Origin of the sequence: Synechococcus sp. A10-1-5-1 (assembly GCF_023115425.1) — a bacterium.
Lineage (GTDB): Bacteria > Cyanobacteriota > Cyanobacteriia > PCC-6307 > Cyanobiaceae > Vulcanococcus.
Genome location: NZ_CP096032.1, coordinates 754,903 through 776,976, shown reverse-complemented (window position 1 = coordinate 776,976; position 22,074 = coordinate 754,903). Strand labels below are relative to the sequence as shown.

Sequence of the window (22,074 nt, the reverse complement as noted above, 5' to 3'; positions counted from 1 at the left end):
GCTTGCCGATGGGCTTGGGCAGAGCTAACCAGGGGGTAAGCGCCGGAGGGGGAGCTGTGGACGACAGGCCGATCACACCCCATGCGGTTCCGATCTTTGATTCCGACGGCAACCTCACCTATGTGGGCGATGACGGTCGTCGTTATGTGGTGGGACCCCTTCCGGAAACCGACGAGGCCAATGTCGATCGGGTGATGGAACGCCTGCGGGAGGGACAGGCCCTGTTCTCCCAGATTGAGCAGTTGTCAGGGCAGTGGCTGGACCACGTCAGTAGCTCTGACTTGGCCCGTCATTCGGCGTTGGCCCTACTGCTGACGACCTTGGAGACCTTCCTGAGTGATCCGGAGTCAGACGAGGACACCTAAACAGCGCGGATCAGTAGCGGAGGCGACAGCGGCTCTGGTATGGTTGTGGGCCGCTCAGCGATCGCGAGATCACGGGCGGCGAACTGAAAACTGGGTTTACCCGGTGATGTAAGTTCAACAAGCGGTCGAGAGGCCGCGGACCGATAACCCGAGAGACCTGAGAGGGTCGAGCTGAGAAGCGTGTGGTTGTTGGAGCACCTGGACAACTGAACGTTTAGGAACTGACGCTTTCACTGCGTTAGTCGCGAGCTGAGGCTGAGAGGCTGAAGTGAGTGGTTAACGAAGATGCAGTGAGGGTGTGAGGTCCCGTCAAAAATTATTTAGTTGTGGAAGCTTGCTGCTTGCATGATTGTCGACTCTCACGGTTGACGGTTGTGTCGGTGTGCAGTGAGTGGAGCAACGACCGGATCTGAGATCCTGGAAAGTCTGAACGAAAGAGATTTTGTTTTGCACTCTTTGAACGCTTCTGTCAGAGGAAGTGGCATCAACTGCAGCAGTGCGCCAGTGCTGACTGTGGGTGAAGCAAATCAAATTGAGACTGTGAAAGCAGTCAATAGGATTTGATCTACAACGGAGAGTTTGATCCTGGCTCAGGATGAACGCTGGCGGCGTGCTTAACACATGCAAGTCGAACGAACCTTCGGGTTAGTGGCGGACGGGTGAGTAACGCGTGAGAATCTGCCCTCAGGAGGGGGATAACGGTTGGAAACGACCGCTAATACCCCATATGCCGCGAGGTGAAATGAATTTCGCCTGAGGATGAGCTCGCGTCTGATTAGTTAGTTGGTGGGGTAAAGGCCTACCAAGACATCGATCAGTAGCTGGTCTGAGAGGATGATCAGCCACACTGGGACTGAGACACGGCCCAGACTCCTACGGGAGGCAGCAGTGGGGAATTTTCCGCAATGGGCGAAAGCCTGACGGAGCAACGCCGCGTGAGGGATGAAGGCCTCTGGGCTGTAAACCTCTTTTATCAAGGAAGAAGATCTGACGGTACTTGATGAATAAGCCACGGCTAATTCCGTGCCAGCAGCCGCGGTAATACGGGAGTGGCAAGCGTTATCCGGAATTATTGGGCGTAAAGCGTCCGCAGGCGGTCTGTCAAGTCTGCTGTTAAAGCGTGGAGCTTAACTCCATTTCGGCAGTGGAAACTGACAGACTAGAGTGTGGTAGGGGCAGAGGGAATTCCCGGTGTAGCGGTGAAATGCGTAGATATCGGGAAGAACACCAGTGGCGAAGGCGCTCTGCTGGGCCATAACTGACGCTCATGGACGAAAGCCAGGGGAGCGAAAGGGATTAGATACCCCTGTAGTCCTGGCCGTAAACGATGAACACTAGGTGTCGGGGGAATCGACCCCCTCGGTGTCGTAGCCAACGCGTTAAGTGTTCCGCCTGGGGAGTACGCACGCAAGTGTGAAACTCAAAGGAATTGACGGGGGCCCGCACAAGCGGTGGAGTATGTGGTTTAATTCGATGCAACGCGAAGAACCTTACCAGGGTTTGACATCCTGCGAATCTCTTGGAAACGAGAGAGTGCCTTCGGGAACGCAGTGACAGGTGGTGCATGGCTGTCGTCAGCTCGTGTCGTGAGATGTTGGGTTAAGTCCCGCAACGAGCGCAACCCACGTCGTTAGTTGCCAGCATTTAGTTGGGCACTCTAGCGAGACCGCCGGTGATAAACCGGAGGAAGGTGTGGATGACGTCAAGTCATCATGCCCCTTACATCCTGGGCTACACACGTACTACAATGCTACGGACAAAGGGCAGCAAACTCGCGAGAGCTAGCAAATCCCATAAACCGTGGCTCAGTTCAGATCGTAGGCTGCAACTCGCCTACGTGAAGGAGGAATCGCTAGTAATCGCAGGTCAGCATACTGCGGTGAATACGTTCCCGGGCCTTGTACACACCGCCCGTCACACCATGGAAGTTGGCCACGCCCGAAGCCGTTACTCCAACCCTTGTGGAGGAGGACGTCGAAGGTGGGGCTGATGACTGGGGTGAAGTCGTAACAAGGTAGCCGTACCGGAAGGTGCGGCTGGATCACCTCCTAACAGGGAGACAAACAACGATTTTGATGCCTGAGTACTTTTATTCTTAGGCCGAAATCCTGTCACCTTAGGTCGATCGGTACCTCAACTTCAATCCTGTGAGTCGCAAGACTGCACAACGATTGATTTTTAGTTCCTAAACGTTGTCTAGGTCACCCCATAGAGGGTTCACTTCCTGGGCCATTAGCTCAGGTGGTTAGAGCGCACCCCTGATAAGGGTGAGGTCCCTGGTTCAAGTCCAGGATGGCCCATTCCAAACTCCATTTTGGATCCTTTGGGGGTTTAGCTCAGTTGGTAGAGCGCCTGCTTTGCAAGCAGGATGTCAGCGGTTCGAGTCCGCTAACCTCCACTAACATATCTGAACTCCAAAGCCAGGAAGAGCTTCTTGGTTGGTGACTAGACGTTGTTCGCTGAATGATTCCACTGGATAGCCAGTCGTATTCAGCCTCAGCTCATTCGATTGACACGGTTGTGTTGATTTGGTTGAGCTGATGCTGAGTTCACTCCTGAAAGGGAGGGGATTTAGCAGAACCTTGACAACTGCATAGGTGAGTCTGGAAAGACAAAGCATCTCATAGAGGCTAGTTCGAAAGAGCTAGTGATTCTATTTTTTGAGAGCCGAGACCTTCTAGCGTTCTTCCCAATCCGCCGAGGAGCGGGGAGTTTGATCCTTCTTTCTAACTGATGAGTGAGCAGAGCAATCTGTTGATTGATTAAGAGAAAGTCGAGAGAATGGGCCTCAACAGCCTGAAGCGTTAGGAGGATAAATTGGTCAAGCTACAAAGGGCTCACGGTGGATACCTTGGCACACAGAGGCGATGAAGGACGTGTTTACCTGCGATAAGTCTCGGGGAGCTGGAAAAACGCTTTGATCCGGGAATTTCCGAATGGGGCAACCCCTAGAACGGCCAGCTGAATCTATAGGCTGGCGCGAGCCAACCCAGCGAACTGAAACATCTTAGTAGCTGGAGGAAAGGAAAGTAAAAACGACTCCCTAAGTAGCGGCGAGCGAACGGGGAAGAGCCTAAACCGATAGTTTCGACTATCGGGGTTGTGGGACAGCAACGTGTATCAGGGATGTTAGAAGAAGCGTTTGAATGGCGCGCCACAGAGGGTGAAAGCCCCGTATTCGAAAACTGAACTGAGCTAGCTGTATCCCGAGTAGCACGGAGCACGTGGAATTCCGTGTGAATCAGCGAGGACCACCTCGTAAGGCTAAGTACTCCTGTGTGACCGATAGCGCAACAGTACCGCGAGGGAAAGGTGAAAAGAACCCCGGGAGGGGAGTGAAATAGAACATGAAACCGTGAGCTTACAAGCAATGGGAGCCCTACTCATAGGGTGACCGTGTGCCTGTTGAAGAATGAGCCGGCGACTTATAGGCACTGGCAGGTTAAACCGGAAATGGTGGAGCCATAGCGAAAGCGAGTCTGAATAGGGCGATTGTCGGTGTTTATAGACCCGAACCCGGGTGATCTAACCATGGCCAGGATGAAGCTTGGGTGATACCAAGTGGAGGTCCGAACCGACTGATGTTGAAAAATCAGCGGATGAGCTGTGGTTAGGGGTGAAATGCCAATCGAACCCGGAGCTAGCTGGTTCTCCCCGAAATACGTTGAGGCGTAGCGTCTAGTGCTCCAGCAGGGGGGTAAAGCCACCGTTTCGGTGCGGGCTGCGAGAGCGGTACCAAATCGAGACGAACTCTGAATACCCTGTGTGTAACTAGGCAGTCAGACTGTGGGGGATAAGCTCCATGGTCGAAAGGGAAACAGCCCAGACCGCCAGCTAAGGTCCCCAAATCAACACTAAGTGATAAAGGAGGTGGGATTGCCGAGACAACCAGGAGGTTTGCCTAGAAGCAGCCATCCTCAAAGGAGTGCGTAATAGCTCACTGGTCGAGCGATCCTGCGCCGAAAATGAACGGGGCTAAGTGTTGTACCGAAGCTGCGGATTAAACTTGTTTAATGGTAGGGGAGCGTTCTATGTGGGGTGAAGCGTTAGCGTAAGCGGGCGTGGACTGCATAGAAGTGAGAATGTCGGCTTGAGTAGCGAAAAAATGGGTGAGAATCCCATTCCCCGAAACCCTAAGGGTTCCTCCGGCAGGCTCGTCCGCGGAGGGTTAGTCAGGACCTAAGGCGAGGCCGAAAGGCGTAGTCGATGGATAACAGGTCAACATTCCTGTACTGATCATGTTTTGGGAAGGAGGACGGAGAAGGCTAGCCAATCCGGATGTTGGTTACCGGTCCAAGCGTTCGAGGCGTTGAGAGCTGGCGAAAACAGCTTGAGCTGAGGCGTGAGTGCGAGCTGCTACGGCAGCGAAGTTGGTGACGTCAAGCTTCCAAGAAAAGCCCTATACCCGTTAAGGCATGATTACCTGTACCCGAAACCGACACAGGTGGGGTGGTAGAGAATACCGAGGGGCGCGAGGTAACTCTCTCTAAGGAACTCGGCAAAATGACCCCGTAACTTCGGGAGAAGGGGTGCCAGCGAGAGCTGGTCGCAGTGAATAGGCCCAGGCGACTGTTTACCAAAAACACAGGTCTCCGCTAAGTCGCAAGACGATGTATGGGGGCTGACGCCTGCCCAGTGCCGGAAGGTTAAAGAAGTTGGTCAGCGCAAGCGAAGCTAACGACTGAAGCCCCGGTGAACGGCGGCCGTAACTATAACGGTCCTAAGGTAGCGAAATTCCTTGTCGGGTAAGTTCCGACCCGCACGAAAGGCGTAACGATCTGGGCGCTGTCTCGGAGAGAGGCTCGGCGAAATAGAATTGTCTGTGAAGATGCGGACTACGTGCACCCGGACAGAAAGACCCTATGAAGCTTTACTGTAGCTTGGTATTGTGCTCGGGCTCGCAATGCGCAGGATAGGTGGGAGGCTTTGATCCATTGCTTGTGGGTGATGGTGAGCCACTGGTGAGATACCACTCTTTGCGAGCTAGGGTTCTAACGGTTACCCGTTATCCGGGAACCGGACAGTATCTGGTGGGCAGTTTGACTGGGGCGGTCGCCTCCTAAAAGGTAACGGAGGCGCGCAAAGGTTCCCTCAGGCTGGTTGGAAATCAGCCGACGAGTGCAAAAGCAGAAGGGAGCTTGACTGTGAGACCTACAAGTCGAACAGGTACGAAAGTAGGCTTTAGTGATCCGACGGTTCTGAGTGGAAGGGCCGTCGCTCAACGGATAAAAGTTACTCTAGGGATAACAGGCTGATCTCCCCCAAGAGTTCACATCGACGGGGAGGTTTGGCACCTCGATGTCGGCTCATCGCAACCTGGGGCTGAAGTCGGTCCCAAGGGTTGGGCTGTTCGCCCATTAAAGCGGTACGCGAGCTGGGTTCAGAACGTCGTGAGACAGTTCGGTCCATATCCGGTGCATGCGCAGGAATATTGAGAGGATTTCTCCCTAGTACGAGAGGACCGGGAGGAACGCACCTCTGGTGTACCAGTTATCGTGCCAACGGTAAACGCTGGGTAGCCATGTGCGGAGTGGATAACCGCTGAAAGCATCTAAGTGGGAAGCCCACCTCAAGATGAGTATTCCCATGGCTTAAGCCAGTAAGGTCACGGGAAGAACACCCGTTGATAGGCTCTATGTGGAAGCGCAGTAATGCGTGAAGCAGAGGAGTACTAATAGACCGAGGGCTTGACCAAATCTCATCTCTCAAAACACAGTGTCCGTCAGGTCACTGTGGAGAGCTTTGACTTCCAGAGCGACTGCCGGAAGCCTGCGAAAGCAAGCCAAGGGCAGACTCGTAACCTATGCAGTTCTCAGGGTTCACCTGAGAGCGAATACCTATCCTGGTGTCCATGGCGCAGTGGAACCACTCCGATCCATCTCGAACTCGGCTGTGAAACGCTGTAGCGCCGACGATATTTGGGGGGTAGCCCCCTGAGAAAATAGGTCGATGCCAGGTAAAACATTCGCTCCAATCACTCAACTCATGCTGCTTGTCCTTGAACGGTTAAGCCATGGGTTGAGACGAGAAAGCCACCCCACAAGGGTGGCTTTTTTGTGTCTACACGACAGCAGCAGCTGGGGCCTGTGGGGCTGAGCTTGAGCCTCCTCTGAAGCTCTAGTGCATTAAAAAGAAAGCCGCCTGAGCTATGCCCTGGCGGCTTTTGCAGTCAAAGCAGTCGCTAACCCAACTCAGGAGCGGTGCACGTGCACCTGTTTCCAGCTCCCGCCAAGCTTCTGCCAGATTCGCGTCTCGCAGCAGCGCGCCGTCAGCGGATCTCCATTCACCAACTTCTGCGTCAGCCGGGTGTAGCTCAACACCACTGATTCATCGTTGAACATTGGATTAAGTGTATCATTGACTTGTTATCTTGCGGGTTGAATATGATTGAGCGAGCTCTCTTTCGTTTGGCGCTCCTGTCTTTTTGTTGAGAGGTCATTGCTCAAGAGCTGCTCTTTAAGGTCATCTGCATCTGTTTTTCTCTTGCATTTCTGAGGCCCTTGTGTTCCCTCTGTGGTTCCTTCCCTGAGGTGGCTGAGCATTATGGGGCAATAAAAAAGCCCGGTCAATGACCGGGCTTATCTGTTGATGCGAGTCAGACCTGAACTTCAGACGGAAGCGAATTCAGGGATGGAAGGAGTGGTGGAGTCCTTGCGGATGACCACCTGCTTGTCGTCGTCGACATCCACCAGGGCGGTGTCGCCTTCACCAATGCGGCCGGAAAGGAACTCTTCGGCGAGGGAGTCTTCCAGCAGGCGCATCACTGCACGGCGCAGCGGGCGAGCTCCATAGCTGGGGTTGTAGCCCTCATCGACCAGGCGCTCCTTAAAGGCCTCGGTCACCGTCAGGGTGATGCCCTTCTCCAACATCCGCGTGAAGACCTCCTTGAGCATGATCTCGGAAATCTCCTTCACCTCGTCGCGGCTGAGCTGACGGAAGACGATGATCTCGTCCAGACGGTTCAGGAACTCGGGGCGGAAGTACTGCTTGAGTTCTTCGTTCACCAAGGAGCGGATTCGGTTGTAGTTGGTCTCTTCGGCATCGCCGCCAGAGAACTCAAAACCGAGGCCACCGCCACCCTTTTCGATGACCTTCGAACCAATGTTCGAGGTCATGATGATCAAGGTGTTCTTGAAGTCCACCGTGCGGCCCTTGGAATCGGTCAGGCGACCGTCTTCAAGAAGTTGCAGCAGCAGGTTGAACACATCCGGGTGGGCCTTCTCGATCTCATCGAACAGCACCACGGTGTAGGGGCGGCGGCGAACCGCTTCAGTCAGCTGGCCACCTTCGTTGAAACCCACATATCCCGGAGGAGAACCGATCAGCTTGCTGACCGTGTGGCGCTCCATGAACTCCGACATGTCCAGGCGGATCATCGCCTCTTCGCTGCCGAAGAAGTAGGCCGCCAAGGACTTCGTCAGCTCGGTCTTACCGACACCGGTGGGGCCGGAGAAGATGAAGCTGGCGATTGGTCGGTTGGGGTTCTTCAGGCCCACCCGAGCACGACGAATAGCGCGGGAGACAGCCTTCACGGCTTCGTCCTGACCGATCAAGCGCTGGTGGAGGGTTTCCTCCATGTTCAGCAACTTTGCGGACTCGCTCTCGGTGAGCTTCTGGACCGGGACGCCGGTCCAAGAGGCCACGATCTGGGCGATGTCCTCTTCGGTCACCATCGGACCGGCCTCAGCGAACACCGGTGTGTCGACAACCGCCACAGGCGTCTCGGCCGTCGTGGTCTCTGCAGAGGTCTCTGCCGATTCGTCAGCGGGCTTCTCGTCCTTGCGGTTCTGAAGGATGGAGCGGATCTGCTCGCGCAGTTCCACTTCCTTGTCACGCAGCTCCCCGGCTTTGGTGAAGTCCTGCTCACGCACGGCCTCATCCTTCTGCTTCTCGATGTCACGCAGCTGCTTGTCGACTTCCTTGGCCGCTGGGGGCAGCTTGGAATTCATCAGGCGTACGCGGCTGCCGGCCTCATCGATCAGGTCGATGGCTTTGTCAGGCAGGAAGCGATCGGAGATGTAGCGATCCCCCAGGGTGGCGGCTGCCACCAAGGCCTCATCCGCAATCGTCAGACGGTGGTGCGATTCATAGCGCTCCTTCAGACCGCGCAGAATCTCGATGGTGTCCTCAACGGAGGGCTCACCCACCTGCACGGGCTGGAAGCGGCGCTCCAGGGCGGCATCACGCTCAATGTGTTTGCGGTACTCATCGAGGGTGGTTGCGCCGATGCACTGCAACTCACCTCGTGCCAGAGCCGGCTTGAGGATGTTGGCGGCATCGATGGCGCCCTCGGCTGCGCCGGCTCCAATCAGGGTGTGGACCTCGTCGATCACCAGGATCACGTTCCCGGCGCCGCGGATCTCCTCCATGATCTTTTTGAGGCGTTCCTCAAATTCGCCCCGATACTTGGTGCCGGCCACCAAGAGACCGATGTCTAGGGTCAGGACACGTTTGTCTTCGAGGATGTCCGGGATATCGCCGGAATTGATGCGCTGAGCCAAGCCTTCGGCGATGGCGGTCTTGCCGACCCCGGGTTCGCCAATGAGGACCGGGTTGTTCTTGGTGCGGCGACCCAGGATCTGGATCACCCGTTCGATCTCGTGCTGGCGACCGACGACGGGATCGAGCTTGCCGTCGGAGGCTTGTTGGGTCAGGTTGCTGCCGAATTCGTCGAGGGTCGGGGTCTTGGTCGAGCCCTTACCGCCGCCGCCGCCGCTGGCTACTTCGGCGGTTTCGCCGAGCATGCGGATCACCTGGGTGCGGACCTTGGCGAGATCCACGCCGAGGTTTTCGAGGACACGAGCAGCGACACCCTCGCCTTCGCGAATCAGGCCTAACAGCAGGTGCTCAGTGCCGATGTAGTTGTGCCCGAGTTGGCGCGCTTCTTCGAGCGACAGTTCGAGAACGCGTTTCGCCCTCGGTGTAAATGGAATCTCAACGGCTACGAAGCCGGAGCCGCGGCCGATGATTTTCTCGACTTCGACCCGAGCGTCCTTGAGGTTCACGCCCATGGACTTCAGGACCTTGGCGGCGACGCCCGTGCCCTCTCCGATCAAACCCAGCAGGATCTGCTCAGTGCCAACGAAGTTGTGACCCAGGCGGCGGGCCTCTTCTTGGGCCAGCATGATCACCTTGATGGCCTTCTCGGTAAACCGCTCGAACATGGGGCGGGGCCTGGCTGCATGTATCCCCAATTTATCAGGGTTGCTTGGGGGTGTGTGAGATCAATTTGAAAAGGTCGGAATCGACCGTCCCATCAGGGTTTAGGCGGCCTGATCGTCACACCGAAGCCGCTCAATGTTTCCGGTTCTCGCTATCAGGAATGGGCGGCAATCCGTACCGCCTCTCAGTCGTGTAATTCAAGCCATTGGATCAGGGCATCGCTTCCGTTGCGGTAGTAGCCGCGACGAATCCCAGCAGTCCTGAAGCCCAGCCGCCCGTAGAGCCCCAGTGCCGCCGCGTTGTCTGAGGCCACCTCGAGGGTTGCCTGACGGGCGCCATCCCCTCGCGCCTGATTGAGTAAGGACTGGAGAACTTGACGCCCTAAGCCCAATCGGCGGTGCGTTGGGTCGACGGCCAGGGTCGTGATTTGCAGTTCATCCAGCACGAGAAGGCCGCAGGCCAGGGCCAGCAGTTGATCGCCTTGCCATAGGCCCAGCCCGGGGCGCTTCTGGTCGGCGAGTTCGCTGATCCATTGCCCTTCGCTCCAGAGCCCCCCTAGGGCGGCTTGGTCGAGGACGAGGCAAGCGTTGAGGTGCTCAGGGAGCAGCGTCCCAAGGCGGGGCGTCGACGCGGCTGTGTCACTCGCCACCGGGACCTCGATAGGGCCTCTTTAGGATCGCCCCATGACTAGTTCGATGGCGACAGCCGATCTCCAAGTGAGCACCCGGCCCTTTGAGAGCAACCGCGATACCAGCAGTCCCAACCGCAACCTCACCCCGGTGACCACGGCCATCGGTCCCGAGGGCGGCTTGGAGGTTGGTGGCTGCGGGCTGAGCGAGCTCGCCCGGCGCTATGGCACACCCTTGTACGTACTGGATGAAGCCACCTTGCGCGGCACGGCGCAGGCCTACCGCAAGGCTCTGGCCTCCCACTACCCGGGTGCTGCTCTGGCGCTCTACGCCTCGAAGGCCAATAGCAGCCTGGCGATTACAGCCGTGGTCGCCTCCGAAGGGCTCGGCCTCGATGCCGTCTCCGCTGGTGAGCTGCTCACGGCGGTTCAAGGGGGAATGCCCCCTGAGCGCATCGTTTTTCACGGCAACAACAAGAGCCTGGAAGAGCTCCAGCTGGCTGCCGATCTCGGGGTCACCGTTGTCGCGGACAACTGGTCGGATCTCGAGCTGCTGGCCTCCCTCGGCTTGAGTCAGCCTGTGCGGTTGATGCTGCGCTTCACGCCCGGCATCGAGTGCCACACGCACGAGTACATCCGCACCGGGCACCTCGACAGCAAGTTCGGTTTTGACCCTGACCAGCTCGAGCCGGTGCTGCAGCACCTCAAGGGCTGCAGCTGGGCCCAGGTCAGCGGCCTGCACGCCCACATCGGTTCCCAGATTTTTGAGCTTCAACCCCACCGCGACCTGGCGGCCGTGATGGCTGATGCCCTGAAGCTGGCTCGTGAGCTCGGCCACCCCGTCTCCGATCTGAACGTTGGTGGTGGCCTGGGGATTCGCTACGTCGAATCGGATGATCCCCCGTCCATCGATGAATGGGTTCGCACCGTGGCCGAGGCCGTTGCTGGTGCTTGCCAGGAGCGGGGCCTTGATCTGCCCCGTCTTCTCTGTGAGCCCGGCCGCTCCCTGGTGGCCACAGCTGGTGTGACCCTTTACAGCGTTGGAAGTCGGAAGGACATTCCCGGGATCCGCACCTATCTCTCCGTGGATGGCGGGATGAGCGACAACCCCCGTCCGATTACCTACCAGTCCCTTTACACGGCTGTCCTGGCGGATCGTCCTGAAGCCGAGGCCAGTGACACCGTCACCCTGGCCGGCAAACACTGCGAATCCGGCGACGTTTTGCTCAAGGACCTCGCCTTGCCTCCAGCTGAGGCTGGTGATGTTTTGGCAGTCTTTGCCACTGGCGCTTACAACGCCTCGATGGCTTCGAACTACAACCGGATCCCCCGTCCTGCAGCCGTGATGGTGCATGACGGCATGGCGGAGTTGGTGCAACGACGAGAGTTGCCCGAGGAACTGCTGCGCTACGACGTTCTTCCCGAACGCCTTCGGCCGGTACTCTGATAGCCAGCAAGTAGAGCAAGGGTGCTCGGGTTGATCGGGGGAATCCAGCTGGGCTTTGTGCTGGATCTCCTGTTGGCCACTGCCCTTGGCATGGTTGTCCTGGCTCGGGTCAATGAGCCACGGACGCTTTGGTTATTGCGGGGCTACCTGACGCTGGTGGCCCTGGCCTGGGTAGTTCAGCGCTACGCCAACCTGCCCCTCACCAGCAAGTTGGTGGACGCGCTGGTCATGGCCTGCAGCCTGGCCCTGGCCATCCTCTGGCAAGGGGAGTTGCGGCGGCTCATGGAGCTGCTGGGGACCGGGCGCCTGGATGTCCTCTTTGGCAGTCAACGGGCCGACAAGATTGCCTCGAGCTCCGTCGGTGTCCTCAGTGAGGCGGCGGGTCGTCTCTCTCAGATTCGTCGCGGCGGCCTGATTGTTCTGGACCTGGGAAGTGACCTGCGTCCAGAGGACTTCTTGAACCCGGGCATTCCTCTGGACGCTCAGCTTTCGGTCGACCTACTGCTGAACCTCTTCTCCATCGACACACCGCTGCATGACGGCGCGGTTCTGGTCAAAGGCAATCGAATTCTCTCGGCCGGGGTGATCCTGCCCCTCTCCCGTCAGGGGGTGAACCGCTACGGCACCCGGCACCTGGCAGCCCTAGGCATCACTGAGCGCTTTGATCGCTGCCTCTGCATCGTGGTCTCCGAGGAGACCGGCACCTTGTCGCTGGCCAAACAGGGCCGGTTGGAGCGACCGATTACAAGTTCGCGCCTGCAGGAATTGTTGAGCGAAGCACTAGCGCAGGCCCCGAAATCCTCCGGTAAAGGTGGTGGTCGTAGCGTGTCCGTAGATTCGTCCGAGCCTCTCGCATGAGTCGTTCCCTGACGACTGCCTTAACTGTCGAAGGGAACAGGCCCTCGCGCTGCGCCCTCCCGCCTGGGTTGGACCCTGGCCGCCTACCGGCGCACGTCGCCGTGATCATGGACGGCAACGGTCGTTGGGCTGGACAGCGCAAGCTCCCCCGGGTGATGGGGCACCGCGAAGGGGTGGAAGCCCTGAAACGCACCCTGCGTCTATGCAGTGACTGGGGCATTGGCTCGCTCACGGCCTACGCCTTCTCCACCGAGAACTGGAACCGCCCCGGGGAGGAGGTCAGCTTCTTGATGACCCTGTTCGAGCGCGTGCTGGCCAAAGAGCTCAAGGCGCTCGAGCAAGAACAGGTGCGCATTCGCTTCCTCGGCGATCTCGAGCAGCTCCCAGAGGGACTGCAGCAGCTGATCGAGGACGCCACGGATCGCACCGCTTCGAACACCGGCATTCGTTTCAATGTCTGCACCAACTACGGCGGTCGCCGTGAGCTGGTTCGTGCTGCCCGGCTGTTGGCAGAACAGGTCGCCCGCGGTGAGCTGGATCCAGCGGCGATCAATGAGCAGGCTTTCGCCTCCCATCTCCTGACCGCCGGCGAACCGGATCCTGATCTGTTGATCCGCACCAGCGGGGAGCAGCGCATCAGTAATTTCCTGCTCTGGCAACTCGCCTATGCCGAGCTGCACATCACCGACGTCCTCTGGCCCGATTTCGATGAAGCGGCCCTGGTGACGGCTTTGATGGATTTTCAGAATCGCCAACGCCGCTTCGGTGGCGTTGAGTCCGTCTCCTCCTAAACCGCGTGACCTCCTCCTCCGTTTCGGTGCGCCACGACTGGAGCACCTCTGAGATTCAGGCGCTCTTGGAGTTGCCCTTGATGGACCTGCTCTGGCAAGCCCAGGGCGTGCATCGTCAGGCCAACCCTGGCTATCGGGTCCAGTTGGCCTCGTTGTTGAGCGTCAAGACCGGGGGCTGTGAGGAGGACTGCGCCTATTGCCCGCAGTCGATGCACAACAGCAGCGATGTGACGGGGCAACCGGAACTGGAGGTGGAACCTGTCTTGGCCCGGGCCCGGGCGGCAAAGGACGCTGGAGCCCATCGCTTCTGCATGGGTTGGGCCTGGAGGGACATCCGCGATGGGGCGCCCTTTGAGGCGATGTTGTCGATGGTGCGCGGCGTCCGTGCCTTGGGGATGGAGGCCTGCGTTACCGCCGGGATGCTGACCGACAGTCAGGCCGCCCGCCTGGCGGAAGCGGGACTGACTTCCTACAACCACAACCTAGACACCAGCCCGGAGCACTACGACCGGATCATCACCACCCGCACCTATGAGGAGCGGCTCGAGACCCTGGCCCGGGTACGAAAGGCGGGGATCTCGATGTGCTGCGGCGGGATCATCGGCATGGGCGAGACCCTGACTGACCGCGCCTCGCTGCTGCAGGTGCTGGCCTCGATGAATCCCCACCCCGAGAGCGTGCCGATTAACGCCCTGGTGGCTGTGGAGGGCACTCCGCTGGAAGAGCAACCCGCCATCGATCCCCTCGAGCTTGTGCGGATGGTGGCGGTGGCCCGAATCCTGATGCCCCACAGCCGCGTTCGCCTCAGTGCTGGCCGGGAAACCATGAGCCGTGAGGGCCAGGTCCTCTGTTTGTTGGCGGGGGCTGACTCGATCTTCTACGGCGAGACCCTGCTCACCACGGGGAATCCCGATGTGGAGGCTGATCAGCAATTGATGAGCGTGGCGGGCGTCACCCCCTGGCAGGAGCAGGTGCCGGCGTGAGCGCCCTGGTGATGGCCTTCTATGGCTTCACCGCCATGGAGGGTTTGCCTGGGCTGCAGCAGGAGCTGAAGGAGCTGGCGCAGCAGGGAGGCGTGCTCGGCACGATCCTGCTGGCTGAGGAAGGGGTCAACGGCACCATCAGTGGGCCCGATGCTGGTGTGAAGGCAGTGCTGGAGCGGCTGCGCCAGTTGCCTGGTCTGGGGGGGCTTGAGGCCAAGTTCAGCCGCGCTGAGCAGCAGACCTTCCATCGGCTCAAGGTGCGGCTCAAGCGCGAGATCGTCAGCATGGGCTGCCCCACGGTGAAACCGGCTGAGCAGGTGGGGACCTACGTTCCGCCGGAGCAGTGGGATGAACTGATCACTGATCCCGACACCCTGGTGGTGGATACGCGCAATCGCTACGAGGTGGAGGTCGGCAGCTTCGCTGGGGCGATTGATCCAGGAACTGAGAGCTTTCGTGAGTTCCCGTCTTGGGTCGAGCAGACGCTGCGGCCGCTGGTGCAGAAGACGCAACCCAAGGCAATCGCGATGTTCTGTACCGGTGGGATTCGCTGCGAGAAGAGCACCGCCTATCTGTTGCAGCAGGGCTTTGAGAACGTCCATCACCTCCAGGGCGGGATCCTGCGCTACCTCGAGGAGATCCCCGAAGAGCGCAGCAGTTGGCAGGGTGAGTGCTACGTCTTTGACCAGCGGGTGAGCGTCAATCACCAGCTCCAGCCCGGCAGCTACAGCCTCTGCCACGCCTGCGGCTTGCCGGTGTCCCCTGAGCAGCGCCTGGAGCCCAGCTACCGCGAAGGCATCAGCTGCCCCCATTGCGTTGAGCGCTTCAGTGACGCCGATCGCCTGCGCTTTGCCGAGCGCCAGCGGCAGATGCAGCTGGCCAGGGAGCGGGGCCAGCAGCACCTCGGCTAGGGCGGATGCGACCCGTTCTCTACAGCTTCCGCCGCTGTCCCTATGCGATGCGGGCTCGCCTGGCCTTGGCGGCCGGTGGGCTGGAGGTGGACCTGCGGGAGGTGTCCTTGAAGGCCAAAGCGCCGGAGCTCCTGGAGGCCTCGGCGAAGGGCACCGTCCCGGTCTTAGTAGAAGCCGACGGTGCGGTGCTTGAAGAGAGCCTGGAGATCATGCGCTGGGCGCTGGAGCAGGCCGACCCCCTGGGGTGGTTGCAGGCGGATGGTGCTGCAACCGCGGACCTGATCGCCCAGAACGATGGGCCGTTCAAGCGCCACCTGGATCGCTTCAAGTACCCCGATCGCCATGGCGAGGCGGATCCCCTGGAGCATCGCGCGGCGGCCCTGGTGATCCTGCACCAGTGGGAGCAGCGCCTAGCCGGTGGAGGTTGGTTGCTCGGTGCGCGGGCGACCCTGGCGGACTGGGCCCTGCTGCCCTTTGCGCGCCAGTTCCGTCTAGCCGATCCCGACGGCTTTGCTGCGGAGCCCGGGCTGCAGGGGCTGCGGGACTGGCTGAGGCGTTTTGAGCAGGCTGAACTGTTTCAGCGGGTGATGGAGTCCCCCTGGGCGGAGCGCCGCTGCTGGCGTTCACCGCGCTGGCTTTATCACCTGGCTTTGGCCTCCGATTGGCAGCAGGCCCGCCAGCAGGGTCAGTACCGGATCTCGACCCGGGGTCAGGGCCTGGAGCAGGTGGGGTTCATCCACGCCAGCTACGCCGATCAACTGGAGGGGACGCATCAACGCTTCTACGCCGATCTCAGCGATCTGCGCTTGTTGGTGATCGATCCAGACCGGTTGGCGGCCCACGGGATTGAGGTGCGTCCGGAGGCCGCTCCGGGCAGCGACGAGCTCTTCCCCCATCTCTATGGGCCCTTGCCCTTGGATGCAGTCTGTTTGGTGGAGCGCTGGTAGCCGTGGCTGAACGCTTGTCACTAACGGAGATCGAGCAACGGGCCGCGGCGCGGGGGCTGCTGCTGCGGTTGCAGGTCAAACAGCTCTTGGCGGTCACGACCCTGCGGGTGGTGGTAGCGCGACTGCGGCAGGGACAGCCGCCCCTGTTGCTCGGCGAACTCAAGGGCTGGGCATTGCCCCTGCCCGATGGCCTGCAGCTCGACACGATGCGCGTTCAGGGTCAGGACACCCAGGGGGTTGGTGCCCTGATATGGGCGGCCACCTTTGCCTGGGCCCTGGAGGCCACCCCCTGCCGCCGCGCCCGGTTGCTGGCGATCCGCGACAACGATCAGCAGCACCGTCGTTTGGTCCGTTATTTCCGTCAGCTCGGCTTTGAGCCCACACGGGAGGTGGCGGCCGCGGCGTTGGATCTCCCCCTGCGCCTGGTCTGGGGTGGTGCGGGCTTGCTGATGCGTGGGGACATCACCGAAGGGCTCGAGCGCGTCAGCCGCCGGCTGTGATCGTCGCTGGCATTGATGTGGGTGGTGCCCGCAAGGGTTTCCACGCGGTGTTGCTGGAGGGCCGCCGCGTGGTGGATCAGCTCAATACCTCCGATGCGGAGGCGTTGGCGCAGTGGTGTCTTCGGGCGGAGCGGATCGCGATCGATGCCCCCTGCGGTTGGGCCCTGGCGGGGCAGCGCTCGCGCCTGTGTGAGCGGCAGCTCTTGGCCGCTGGTATTCACTGCTTCGCGACACCCACCCGGGAGGCGGTGCGAGCCAGCCGCAGCAATTTCTACGGCTGGATGCTGCGGGGTGAATCGCTGTATGCGGCGCTGCAAGGGCATGGGGTGCCGATCGCCCGTGCGGTCCAAGCCCTGCAGGGTCGCTGCTGTTTTGAGAGCTTTCCCCACGGCATCACCATCGCCCTCTCCCCGCAGTTGGAGGTGAAGGCCGCCCTCAAAATTGAGCAGCGCTCAGCACTGCTGGAGCGTTTTGGCGTTTCGCGGAGTGGCTTGAGCAGCATCGACTGGATTGATGCGGCGGTCTGCGCTCTCTTCGCAGAGCGGTTGGCCGAGGGATCCCCAGTCGACATCTACGGCGAGCCGGATGGCGGGCTGTTGGTGTTGCCCGTCGGCGCGCGCCACACTGCGGGCAGCGGCTGAACACAAGGGCGATGGATCTCCATGGGACGGAGCTACTGCTCAGCCATTCGGCCCAAGCGCTTCGGCAGCTGCTGGAGTTCCTCTCGCTGATCTCCGTGGCGATCGGCTTGGTGGCTGTGTTGAGCGGCGCCCGCAAGTTACGGCTGCGGGAGATCCCTCCCCATCTGGCGCAACGGGGTCCGGTGACGATGGCCCGGGTCACCTTCGGCTGCTGGGTGGCCCTGGCGCTGGAGTTTCAGTTGGGAGCCGATGTGGTCTTGACCACGATCAGCCGCGAGCCCAATGCCCTGATTCAGCTGGGGGCGGTGGCTTTGATTCGGACGTTCCTCAATTTTTTCTTGGCTCTGGAATTGCGCCAAGAGGATCGGCACCCCGGCAGCTAGCTGAGGTCTGCCGCGTGATAACTACTGCGCACCAGGGGGCCGGAGCGCACATCGTTAAAGCCCAAGTCCTTAGCGATGTATCCCAGCTCGTCGAACTCCTCTGGCGTCCAGTAGCGCTCCACAGGGATGTGGGCCAAGGAGGGCCTCAGGTACTGGCCGATGGTGAGCCGCTGGCAGTCCACGGCCCGTAGATCGCGCATCGCCGCGATCACCTCGTCGGCTGTTTCACCGAGGCCGAGCATCAGACCGCTCTTGGTGGGAATCCCCGGCGCCAGTTCGCGGGCGGCGGCCAGTAGTCCGAGGGAGCGGCTGTAGGTGGCCCCGCGGCGGACCTCGCCCTGCAGGCGCTCCACGGTTTCGAGGTTGTGGTTGAAGCAGACCGGCTGGGCTGCGAGCACCGTCTGCAGCCGTTGTCGTTGGGCGGCGAGCGCCTCGGCTTCGTCGCGGTAGCCCCCCCAGAAGTCGGGGGTGAGCACCTCGATCGCGATCAGTGGATTTCGTGCCCGGATGGCGGCCATGGCCCGGGTGAAGAGGGAGGCCCCGTGGTCACCTTGATCGTCGCGGGCCACCGAGGTGAGCACGACGTAGCGCAAACCCAGGGTGGTGACGGCCTCGGCGACGCGCTCGGCTTCCTGGTCATCCAGGGGTTCGGGGGCGAGTCCCTTGTCCACCTGGCAGAAGGCGCAGCTGCGGGTGCAGATCGATCCCCCCAGCAAAAACGTGGCCGTTCCGGAGGCATAGCACTCACCGCGGTTTGGGCAGCGCCCCTCCTCACAGATTGTGTGCAGCCGCTGCTGCTTCACCACGGCCTGCACCGACTCCAGTTCGGTGGCATTGCCGATCGGCGTGCGGATCCATTCCGGCAGCCGTTCTTTTGGTGGGACCTTGCTGTAGCGGCTCATCGGATCACTCCATCCGCCGCCGGCCCTCGAGGGCCCGCGCCAGGGTCACCTCATCGGCGTACTCCAGTTCGCTGCCCACCGGCAGCCCGTAGGCGATCCGGCTGACCTGGGTGAAGGGTTTCAGTAGGCGGGCCAGGTAAAGGCTGGTGGTGTCCCCCTCGACGCTGGGGGTGAGGGCCAGGATGACCTCGTTGATGCCATCGCGGTCCACCCGTTCCACGAGAGGCTGGATGTGCAGGAGCTCCGGACCGATCCCATCCATCGGTGAGATCAGCCCGCCAAGGACGTGATAGCTCCCCTTGAATTCGCGGGTGCGCTCCAGGGCCAGCAGGTCGCGCGAATCAGCGACCACACAGATCACGCCGGTGCTGCGTGTTTCGTTGCGGCAGATCTCGCAGAGGGGATCAGCGGAGAGGTGGAAGCAGCGTTGGCATTGGCCCACCTGGCTGCGGGCCGCGAGCAGGGCGTCCGCGAAGGCTTGGATCTGCTCGCTGGGCTGGTTCAACAGGTGCAGCGCTAGGCGCTGGGCCGTGCGAGGCCCAATGCCGGGGAGCCGCTCGAACTGATCGATCAGCCGTGCCAGGGGTCTGGTGAAGCCGCTCAGATCCCTTTGGGCAACTGGCGAGAATCTAAGAGGCATCGCAAGCGATGCGCCGGCGCGTGAGAATGGCCCCGCTAAAGCGCTGATCAATGGCCGTGCTTACCCGCTGGATCTCCCAAGGACTGCGTTCGTTCCTGGCCCTCGGTTTGGTTTTGGTGTTGGTGAGCTGCAGTGCGGTCGCGGCGGGTCTGAACTCCTTCCAGAGCGCTGATGGCCGCTACGCCTTCCTCTATCCCACGGGTTGGACCCGGGTGCAGGTCACCGAGGGCCCTCAGGTGGTCTTCCACGACCTGATCAACGCCGATGAAACCCTCAGCTTGGTGGTCTCGGAGGTGAATGAGACCAACAGCCTGGAGAACCTCGGTAGTGCCGTGGCCGTGGGCGAGAAGCTGCGCCGCGTGGTGATTGCCCCAGAGGGCAGCGGCCGGGAGGCGGAACTGGTGGAGGCCTCTGAGCGCGAAGACGGCGGCCGCACCTTCTACGACTTGGAATATGCCGTTCACCTGCCCGATCGCGATCGCCATGAGCTGGCGACCGTTGTCGTGGATCGCGGCCGGCTCTACACCCTTGCGGCCAGCACCAATGAGCTGCGCTGGCCGAAGGTCAAGGGCCTCTTCCATCAGGTGATCACCTCCTTCACCCTGCGCATCTGATCGCTGCTCCGTTGAAGGAGGTGTTGATCGTTGGCGGGGGGCTAGCGGGCGGTCTGCTGGCCTTGGCCCTGCGGGAGCTCGAGGTCGACGTCTGTTTGATCGCTGCTCAACAGCCCTGCGCCACGCAGTGGAGCTACGGGGTGATCCCCGGCTGGCCGCTCGGTACCTCACCGCTGGCGCTTCAAGCCGCGAAGGCCTCGGGTCTCTGGAGAGACCTAGGGCGCCGCTATGGGGCGATCGGCTGGTCGCGATCTCGCCTTCAGCTTCACAGCGGTCAGCCTTGGTCGCGGCTTCTTCCATTACCCGCGTCCCAGGTCGACACCGCCCGTTTTCACGCCCAACTGCCGGAGCTCTTGCGCTCGAGCGGGGTGCGTCTTCTCTGTGCCGACGCGCTGGCCATCGAGTGGGATCGAGGGGAGTGGCTGGTGCGTTGCAGCGATGGCAGCGACCAGCGCAGTGCCCAGGTCGTGCTGGCTGCCGGGGCGGCCTGCCGCAGCCTCTGGCCGGCGTGGCCTGAGGTTTTGCGCAGTAGCTGGGCCGGGGTTCTCGAGCTGCCGGACTGGCCGGCAACACGCCTTCAGCTTCCGGCCCAGTTCCAGCGCCCCGCGATCGAACGCAGCAGTGGGGAACTCAAGGAACCCTGCTCCGTGGTCGATGCGGGTTTGGTGCCCCGAGGGGATGGCGCGCTGCTGGGGCAAATCAGTCGTTTTTTCCCCGGATTGGCTTTGGCAGAGTCCCCACTGGGGATGGAGCAGGAGCTGAGGCAGGCCATCTCCGCCTCAGCCCTGCCAAAGGGACTGTCTGAAGCGAGCGGGATCTGGCGCCAGGTACCCGTTGAGTTCTCCTTGACGGGAAACCCATGGGCGGCCCCCCTTCCGGATGCTCCGGGCCTGTTCGGCTTCAGCGGTTTCAGCGGCGGCTTTGCCCAGGTCCCTGTGCTGGCCCCGCTGCTGGCCCAGGTGCTGGCGACGGGCAGCGCTACGGCGCAGCGGCAGCTGGAGCAGCTGCAGGTGTGGCAGCCCTAACGGATGAATTCCGGGTGTTCTTGCACCCAGGTCGCGAAGGCCTCCAGGCCCTGCTGAAGCGGTGTGTTGGGCTGAAAACCAACCCAGGCCTCTAGGGCTGAGGTGTCCGCGGCTGTGGCTACGACATCTCCCGGTTGCATTGGTTGGAGGTCTTTGATCGCTGGGCGACCGAGGGCCTTCTCCAACAGAGCGATGAACTCCAGTAGCTCCGTTGGTTGGGAATTACCGATGTTGAACAGGCGGTGGGGGACCGCTGCCGTTGCTGGATTGGGATTGAGCGGATCGAAGCTCGAATCAGGCGTTGCTGGCTTGTCGAGACAGCGGATAACGCCCTCGACGATGTCGTCGATGTAGGTGAAATCGCGCCGCATGTGGCCTTCGTTAAAGACCTTGATGGGAGACCCCGAGAGGATGGCCTTGGCGAACAGGATCGGTGCCATATCCGGTCTGCCCCAGGGGCCATAGACCGTGAAAAAGCGCAGTCCCGTGGCGGGTAGCCCATAGAGATGGCTGTAGGTGTGCGCCATCAGTTCATTGGCTTTTTTGGTGGCCGCATAGAGGCTCACTGGATGATTCACCGCGTGCTGCTCTGAGAACGGCATCTGGCGGTTACCGCCATAGACCGAGCTGCTGGAGGCATAGACCAAATGCTCCACGTCTTGATGCCGGCAGCCCTCGAGGACATTCCCAAATCCATCGAGGTTGCTTTGGATGTAAGCGGCTGGATTCTCGATCGAGTAGCGCACTCCGGCTTGGGCTGCTAGGTGCACCACCGCCCGCGGCATCTTTTGGGCAAACAATTGGCTCACCCCAGCTGAATCTTTCAGATCCAGTTGCTCAAAGCTCCAATCACCATTGGCGCCTTCAACGCGTTGAAGGCGCGCTCGCTTGAGGGCAGGGTCGTAATAGCTGTTGAGGTTGTCCAGTCCAATGACGGCCTCACCACGGTTTAGTAGCCGTTGGGCCACTGCGGCACCAATAAATCCCGCAGCTCCGGTAACTAAAACGGGGCGTCCCACAAGCGGTGTCCCAAACCAACCAGGTGCTCAGGGCCCCATGGGAGCAACCTATTCGACTCAGCCGGTTTCTTCCCCTTCCAGGTGAGTTCCGGGGTGAGCGAGAGATCCACCTCGCTGGAGAGTCCCGTCTATAGCGCAGGCGCACATCGCGGAAGGCTTCCATGCTTGGACTGTTGGAGCAGTAGTTAACCGTCCGAGCTGAACCACAAGGGCCACGGCTGAATAGGGCCCAAGCTGATCAGCGCGCGCGAAAAACAG

At 60.7% G+C, this 22,074-nt stretch carries 18 protein-coding genes, 2 tRNA genes and 3 rRNA genes; 17 read left to right on the top strand and 6 right to left on the bottom strand.

Annotated features, from left to right (window positions below; genetic code table 11):
• The first annotated feature begins 8 nt into the window (after window positions 1-8).
• The 6 genes from MY494_RS04110 to rrf all read left to right on the top strand — a co-directional run bounded on the left by MY494_RS04110 (window position 9) and on the right by rrf (window position 6,323).
• Window positions 9-365 carry a hypothetical protein gene (locus tag MY494_RS04110; protein WP_247911470.1) on the top strand — a complete coding sequence of 119 codons (357 nt, stop codon included), beginning with the start codon at window positions 9-11 and terminating at the stop codon, window positions 363-365.
• A 567-nt stretch (window positions 366-932) separates the two neighbouring features.
• Window positions 933-2,417, top strand: a 16S ribosomal RNA gene (locus MY494_RS04105).
• Window positions 2,418-2,591: 174 nt separating this feature from the next.
• Window positions 2,592-2,665 (top strand) — tRNA-Ile (locus MY494_RS04100).
• A 25-nt stretch (window positions 2,666-2,690) separates the two neighbouring features.
• Window positions 2,691-2,763, top strand: a tRNA-Ala gene (locus MY494_RS04095).
• 421 nt (window positions 2,764-3,184) lie between these two features.
• A 23S ribosomal RNA gene (locus tag MY494_RS04090) occupies window positions 3,185-6,060 on the top strand.
• 146 nt (window positions 6,061-6,206) lie between these two features.
• Window positions 6,207-6,323 (top strand): 5S ribosomal RNA (gene rrf, locus MY494_RS04085).
• Together the 16S, 23S and 5S rRNA genes with 2 tRNA genes alongside form the textbook arrangement of a ribosomal RNA operon.
• 233 nt (window positions 6,324-6,556) lie before the next feature.
• Here rrf and MY494_RS04080 read toward each other — a convergent pair.
• From MY494_RS04080 to MY494_RS04070, 3 genes are all read right to left on the bottom strand, one after another.
• On the bottom strand, window positions 6,557-6,706 hold the full coding sequence (locus MY494_RS04080) for a hypothetical protein (protein ID WP_247911469.1): 150 nt from the start codon (window positions 6,704-6,706) through the stop codon (window positions 6,557-6,559).
• 267 nt (window positions 6,707-6,973) lie between these two features.
• Window positions 6,974-9,529 (bottom strand): ATP-dependent Clp protease ATP-binding subunit, encoded by a 2,556-nt coding sequence (locus MY494_RS04075; protein WP_247911468.1) that lies wholly within the window; start codon window positions 9,527-9,529, stop codon window positions 6,974-6,976.
• A 182-nt stretch (window positions 9,530-9,711) separates the two neighbouring features.
• Window positions 9,712-10,176, bottom strand: a complete 465-nt coding sequence (locus MY494_RS04070; protein WP_247911467.1) for a GNAT family N-acetyltransferase — start codon at window positions 10,174-10,176, stop codon at window positions 9,712-9,714.
• A gap of 46 nt (window positions 10,177-10,222) precedes the next feature.
• Here MY494_RS04070 and lysA point away from each other — a divergent pair, with 46 nt between their 5' ends.
• The 9 genes from lysA to MY494_RS04025 all read left to right on the top strand — a co-directional run bounded on the left by lysA (window position 10,223) and on the right by MY494_RS04025 (window position 17,616).
• A complete protein-coding gene (gene lysA, locus MY494_RS04065; protein WP_371820709.1) occupies window positions 10,223-11,602 on the top strand; it encodes a diaminopimelate decarboxylase in 1,380 nt (459 codons plus the stop codon).
• Window positions 11,603-11,692: 90 nt separating this feature from the next.
• Window positions 11,693-12,460: a diadenylate cyclase gene (locus MY494_RS04060; RefSeq protein WP_371820708.1), complete on the top strand. Its 768-nt coding sequence runs from the start codon at window positions 11,693-11,695 to the stop codon at window positions 12,458-12,460.
• Window positions 12,457-13,251, top strand: coding sequence for an isoprenyl transferase (locus tag MY494_RS04055; protein WP_247911464.1), 795 nt, complete (start codon window positions 12,457-12,459; stop codon window positions 13,249-13,251). Before MY494_RS04060 ends, MY494_RS04055 begins: the two co-directional genes overlap by 4 nt.
• Window positions 13,252-13,331: 80 nt before the next feature.
• Window positions 13,332-14,234: a biotin synthase BioB gene (gene bioB / locus MY494_RS04050; protein ID WP_371820707.1), complete on the top strand. Its 903-nt coding sequence runs from the start codon at window positions 13,332-13,334 to the stop codon at window positions 14,232-14,234.
• Entirely contained in the window at window positions 14,231-15,145 is a 915-nt protein-coding gene (locus MY494_RS04045) for a rhodanese-related sulfurtransferase (RefSeq protein WP_247911463.1), read from the top strand. The genes bioB and MY494_RS04045 overlap by 4 nt, the downstream gene beginning before the upstream one ends.
• A gap of 5 nt (window positions 15,146-15,150) precedes the next feature.
• Window positions 15,151-16,092 (top strand): DUF952 domain-containing protein, encoded by a 942-nt coding sequence (locus tag MY494_RS04040; RefSeq protein WP_247911462.1) that lies wholly within the window; start codon window positions 15,151-15,153, stop codon window positions 16,090-16,092.
• 2 nt (window positions 16,093-16,094) lie between these two features.
• Window positions 16,095-16,592, top strand: a complete 498-nt coding sequence (locus MY494_RS04035; protein WP_247911461.1) for a hypothetical protein — start codon at window positions 16,095-16,097, stop codon at window positions 16,590-16,592.
• Window positions 16,589-17,233 (top strand): DUF429 domain-containing protein, encoded by a 645-nt coding sequence (locus MY494_RS04030; protein ID WP_247911460.1) that lies wholly within the window; start codon window positions 16,589-16,591, stop codon window positions 17,231-17,233. The genes MY494_RS04035 and MY494_RS04030 overlap by 4 nt, the downstream gene beginning before the upstream one ends.
• Before the next feature lie 11 nt (window positions 17,234-17,244).
• Window positions 17,245-17,616 (top strand): DUF1622 domain-containing protein, encoded by a 372-nt coding sequence (locus MY494_RS04025; protein WP_247911459.1) that lies wholly within the window; start codon window positions 17,245-17,247, stop codon window positions 17,614-17,616.
• On the opposite strand, the gene lipA is transcribed toward MY494_RS04025, so the two are convergent.
• The gene (gene lipA / locus MY494_RS04020; RefSeq protein ID WP_247911458.1) at window positions 17,613-18,518 is read right to left on the bottom strand and encodes a lipoyl synthase; all 906 of its coding nucleotides are present in this window, start codon (window positions 18,516-18,518) and stop codon (window positions 17,613-17,615) included. The genes MY494_RS04025 and lipA overlap by 4 nt on opposite strands.
• Window positions 18,519-18,522: 4 nt before the next feature.
• Window positions 18,523-19,158, bottom strand: coding sequence for a recombination mediator RecR (recR, locus tag MY494_RS04015; RefSeq protein ID WP_256463426.1), 636 nt, complete (start codon window positions 19,156-19,158; stop codon window positions 18,523-18,525).
• A gap of 50 nt (window positions 19,159-19,208) precedes the next feature.
• On the opposite strand from recR, the gene psbP reads away from it, so the two are divergent.
• Window positions 19,209-19,772, top strand: a complete 564-nt coding sequence (gene psbP / locus MY494_RS04010) for a photosystem II reaction center PsbP (protein ID WP_247911457.1) — start codon at window positions 19,209-19,211, stop codon at window positions 19,770-19,772.
• 20 nt (window positions 19,773-19,792) lie between these two features.
• Window positions 19,793-20,797: an FAD-binding protein gene (locus tag MY494_RS04005; RefSeq protein ID WP_247911943.1), complete on the top strand. Its 1,005-nt coding sequence runs from the start codon at window positions 19,793-19,795 to the stop codon at window positions 20,795-20,797.
• Here the strand turns inward: MY494_RS04005 and MY494_RS04000 are convergent.
• Window positions 20,794-21,816: an NAD-dependent epimerase gene (locus MY494_RS04000; protein ID WP_247911456.1), complete on the bottom strand. Its 1,023-nt coding sequence runs from the start codon at window positions 21,814-21,816 to the stop codon at window positions 20,794-20,796. The two genes, MY494_RS04005 and MY494_RS04000, sit on opposite strands and share 4 nt — an antisense overlap.
• Between the last annotated feature and the right edge of the window lie 258 nt (window positions 21,817-22,074).

Bases quoted from the DNA above. Each gene is read 5' to 3' on its own strand.
- MY494_RS04080 (WP_247911469.1), bottom strand. From the start codon at position 6,706: ATGTTCAACGATGAATCAGTGGTGTTGAGCTACACCCGGCTGACGCAG.
- MY494_RS04025 (WP_247911459.1), top strand. From the start codon at position 17,245: ATGGATCTCCATGGGACGGAGCTACTGCTCAGCCATTCGGCCCAAGCG.
- psbP (WP_247911457.1), top strand. From the start codon at position 19,209: ATGGCCGTGCTTACCCGCTGGATCTCCCAAGGACTGCGTTCGTTCCTG.
- lipA (WP_247911458.1), bottom strand. From the start codon at position 18,518: ATGAGCCGCTACAGCAAGGTCCCACCAAAAGAACGGCTGCCGGAATGG.
- MY494_RS04040 (WP_247911462.1), top strand. From the start codon at position 15,151: ATGCGACCCGTTCTCTACAGCTTCCGCCGCTGTCCCTATGCGATGCGG.
- MY494_RS04055 (WP_247911464.1), top strand. From the start codon at position 12,457: ATGAGTCGTTCCCTGACGACTGCCTTAACTGTCGAAGGGAACAGGCCC.
- bioB (WP_371820707.1), top strand. From the start codon at position 13,332: ATGGACCTGCTCTGGCAAGCCCAGGGCGTGCATCGTCAGGCCAACCCT.
- MY494_RS04110 (WP_247911470.1), top strand. From the start codon at position 9: ATGGGCTTGGGCAGAGCTAACCAGGGGGTAAGCGCCGGAGGGGGAGCT.
- lysA (WP_371820709.1), top strand. From the start codon at position 10,223: ATGGCGACAGCCGATCTCCAAGTGAGCACCCGGCCCTTTGAGAGCAAC.
- MY494_RS04060 (WP_371820708.1), top strand. From the start codon at position 11,693: ATGGTTGTCCTGGCTCGGGTCAATGAGCCACGGACGCTTTGGTTATTG.
- MY494_RS04075 (WP_247911468.1), bottom strand. From the start codon at position 9,529: ATGTTCGAGCGGTTTACCGAGAAGGCCATCAAGGTGATCATGCTGGCC.
- recR (WP_256463426.1), bottom strand. From the start codon at position 19,158: ATGCCTCTTAGATTCTCGCCAGTTGCCCAAAGGGATCTGAGCGGCTTC.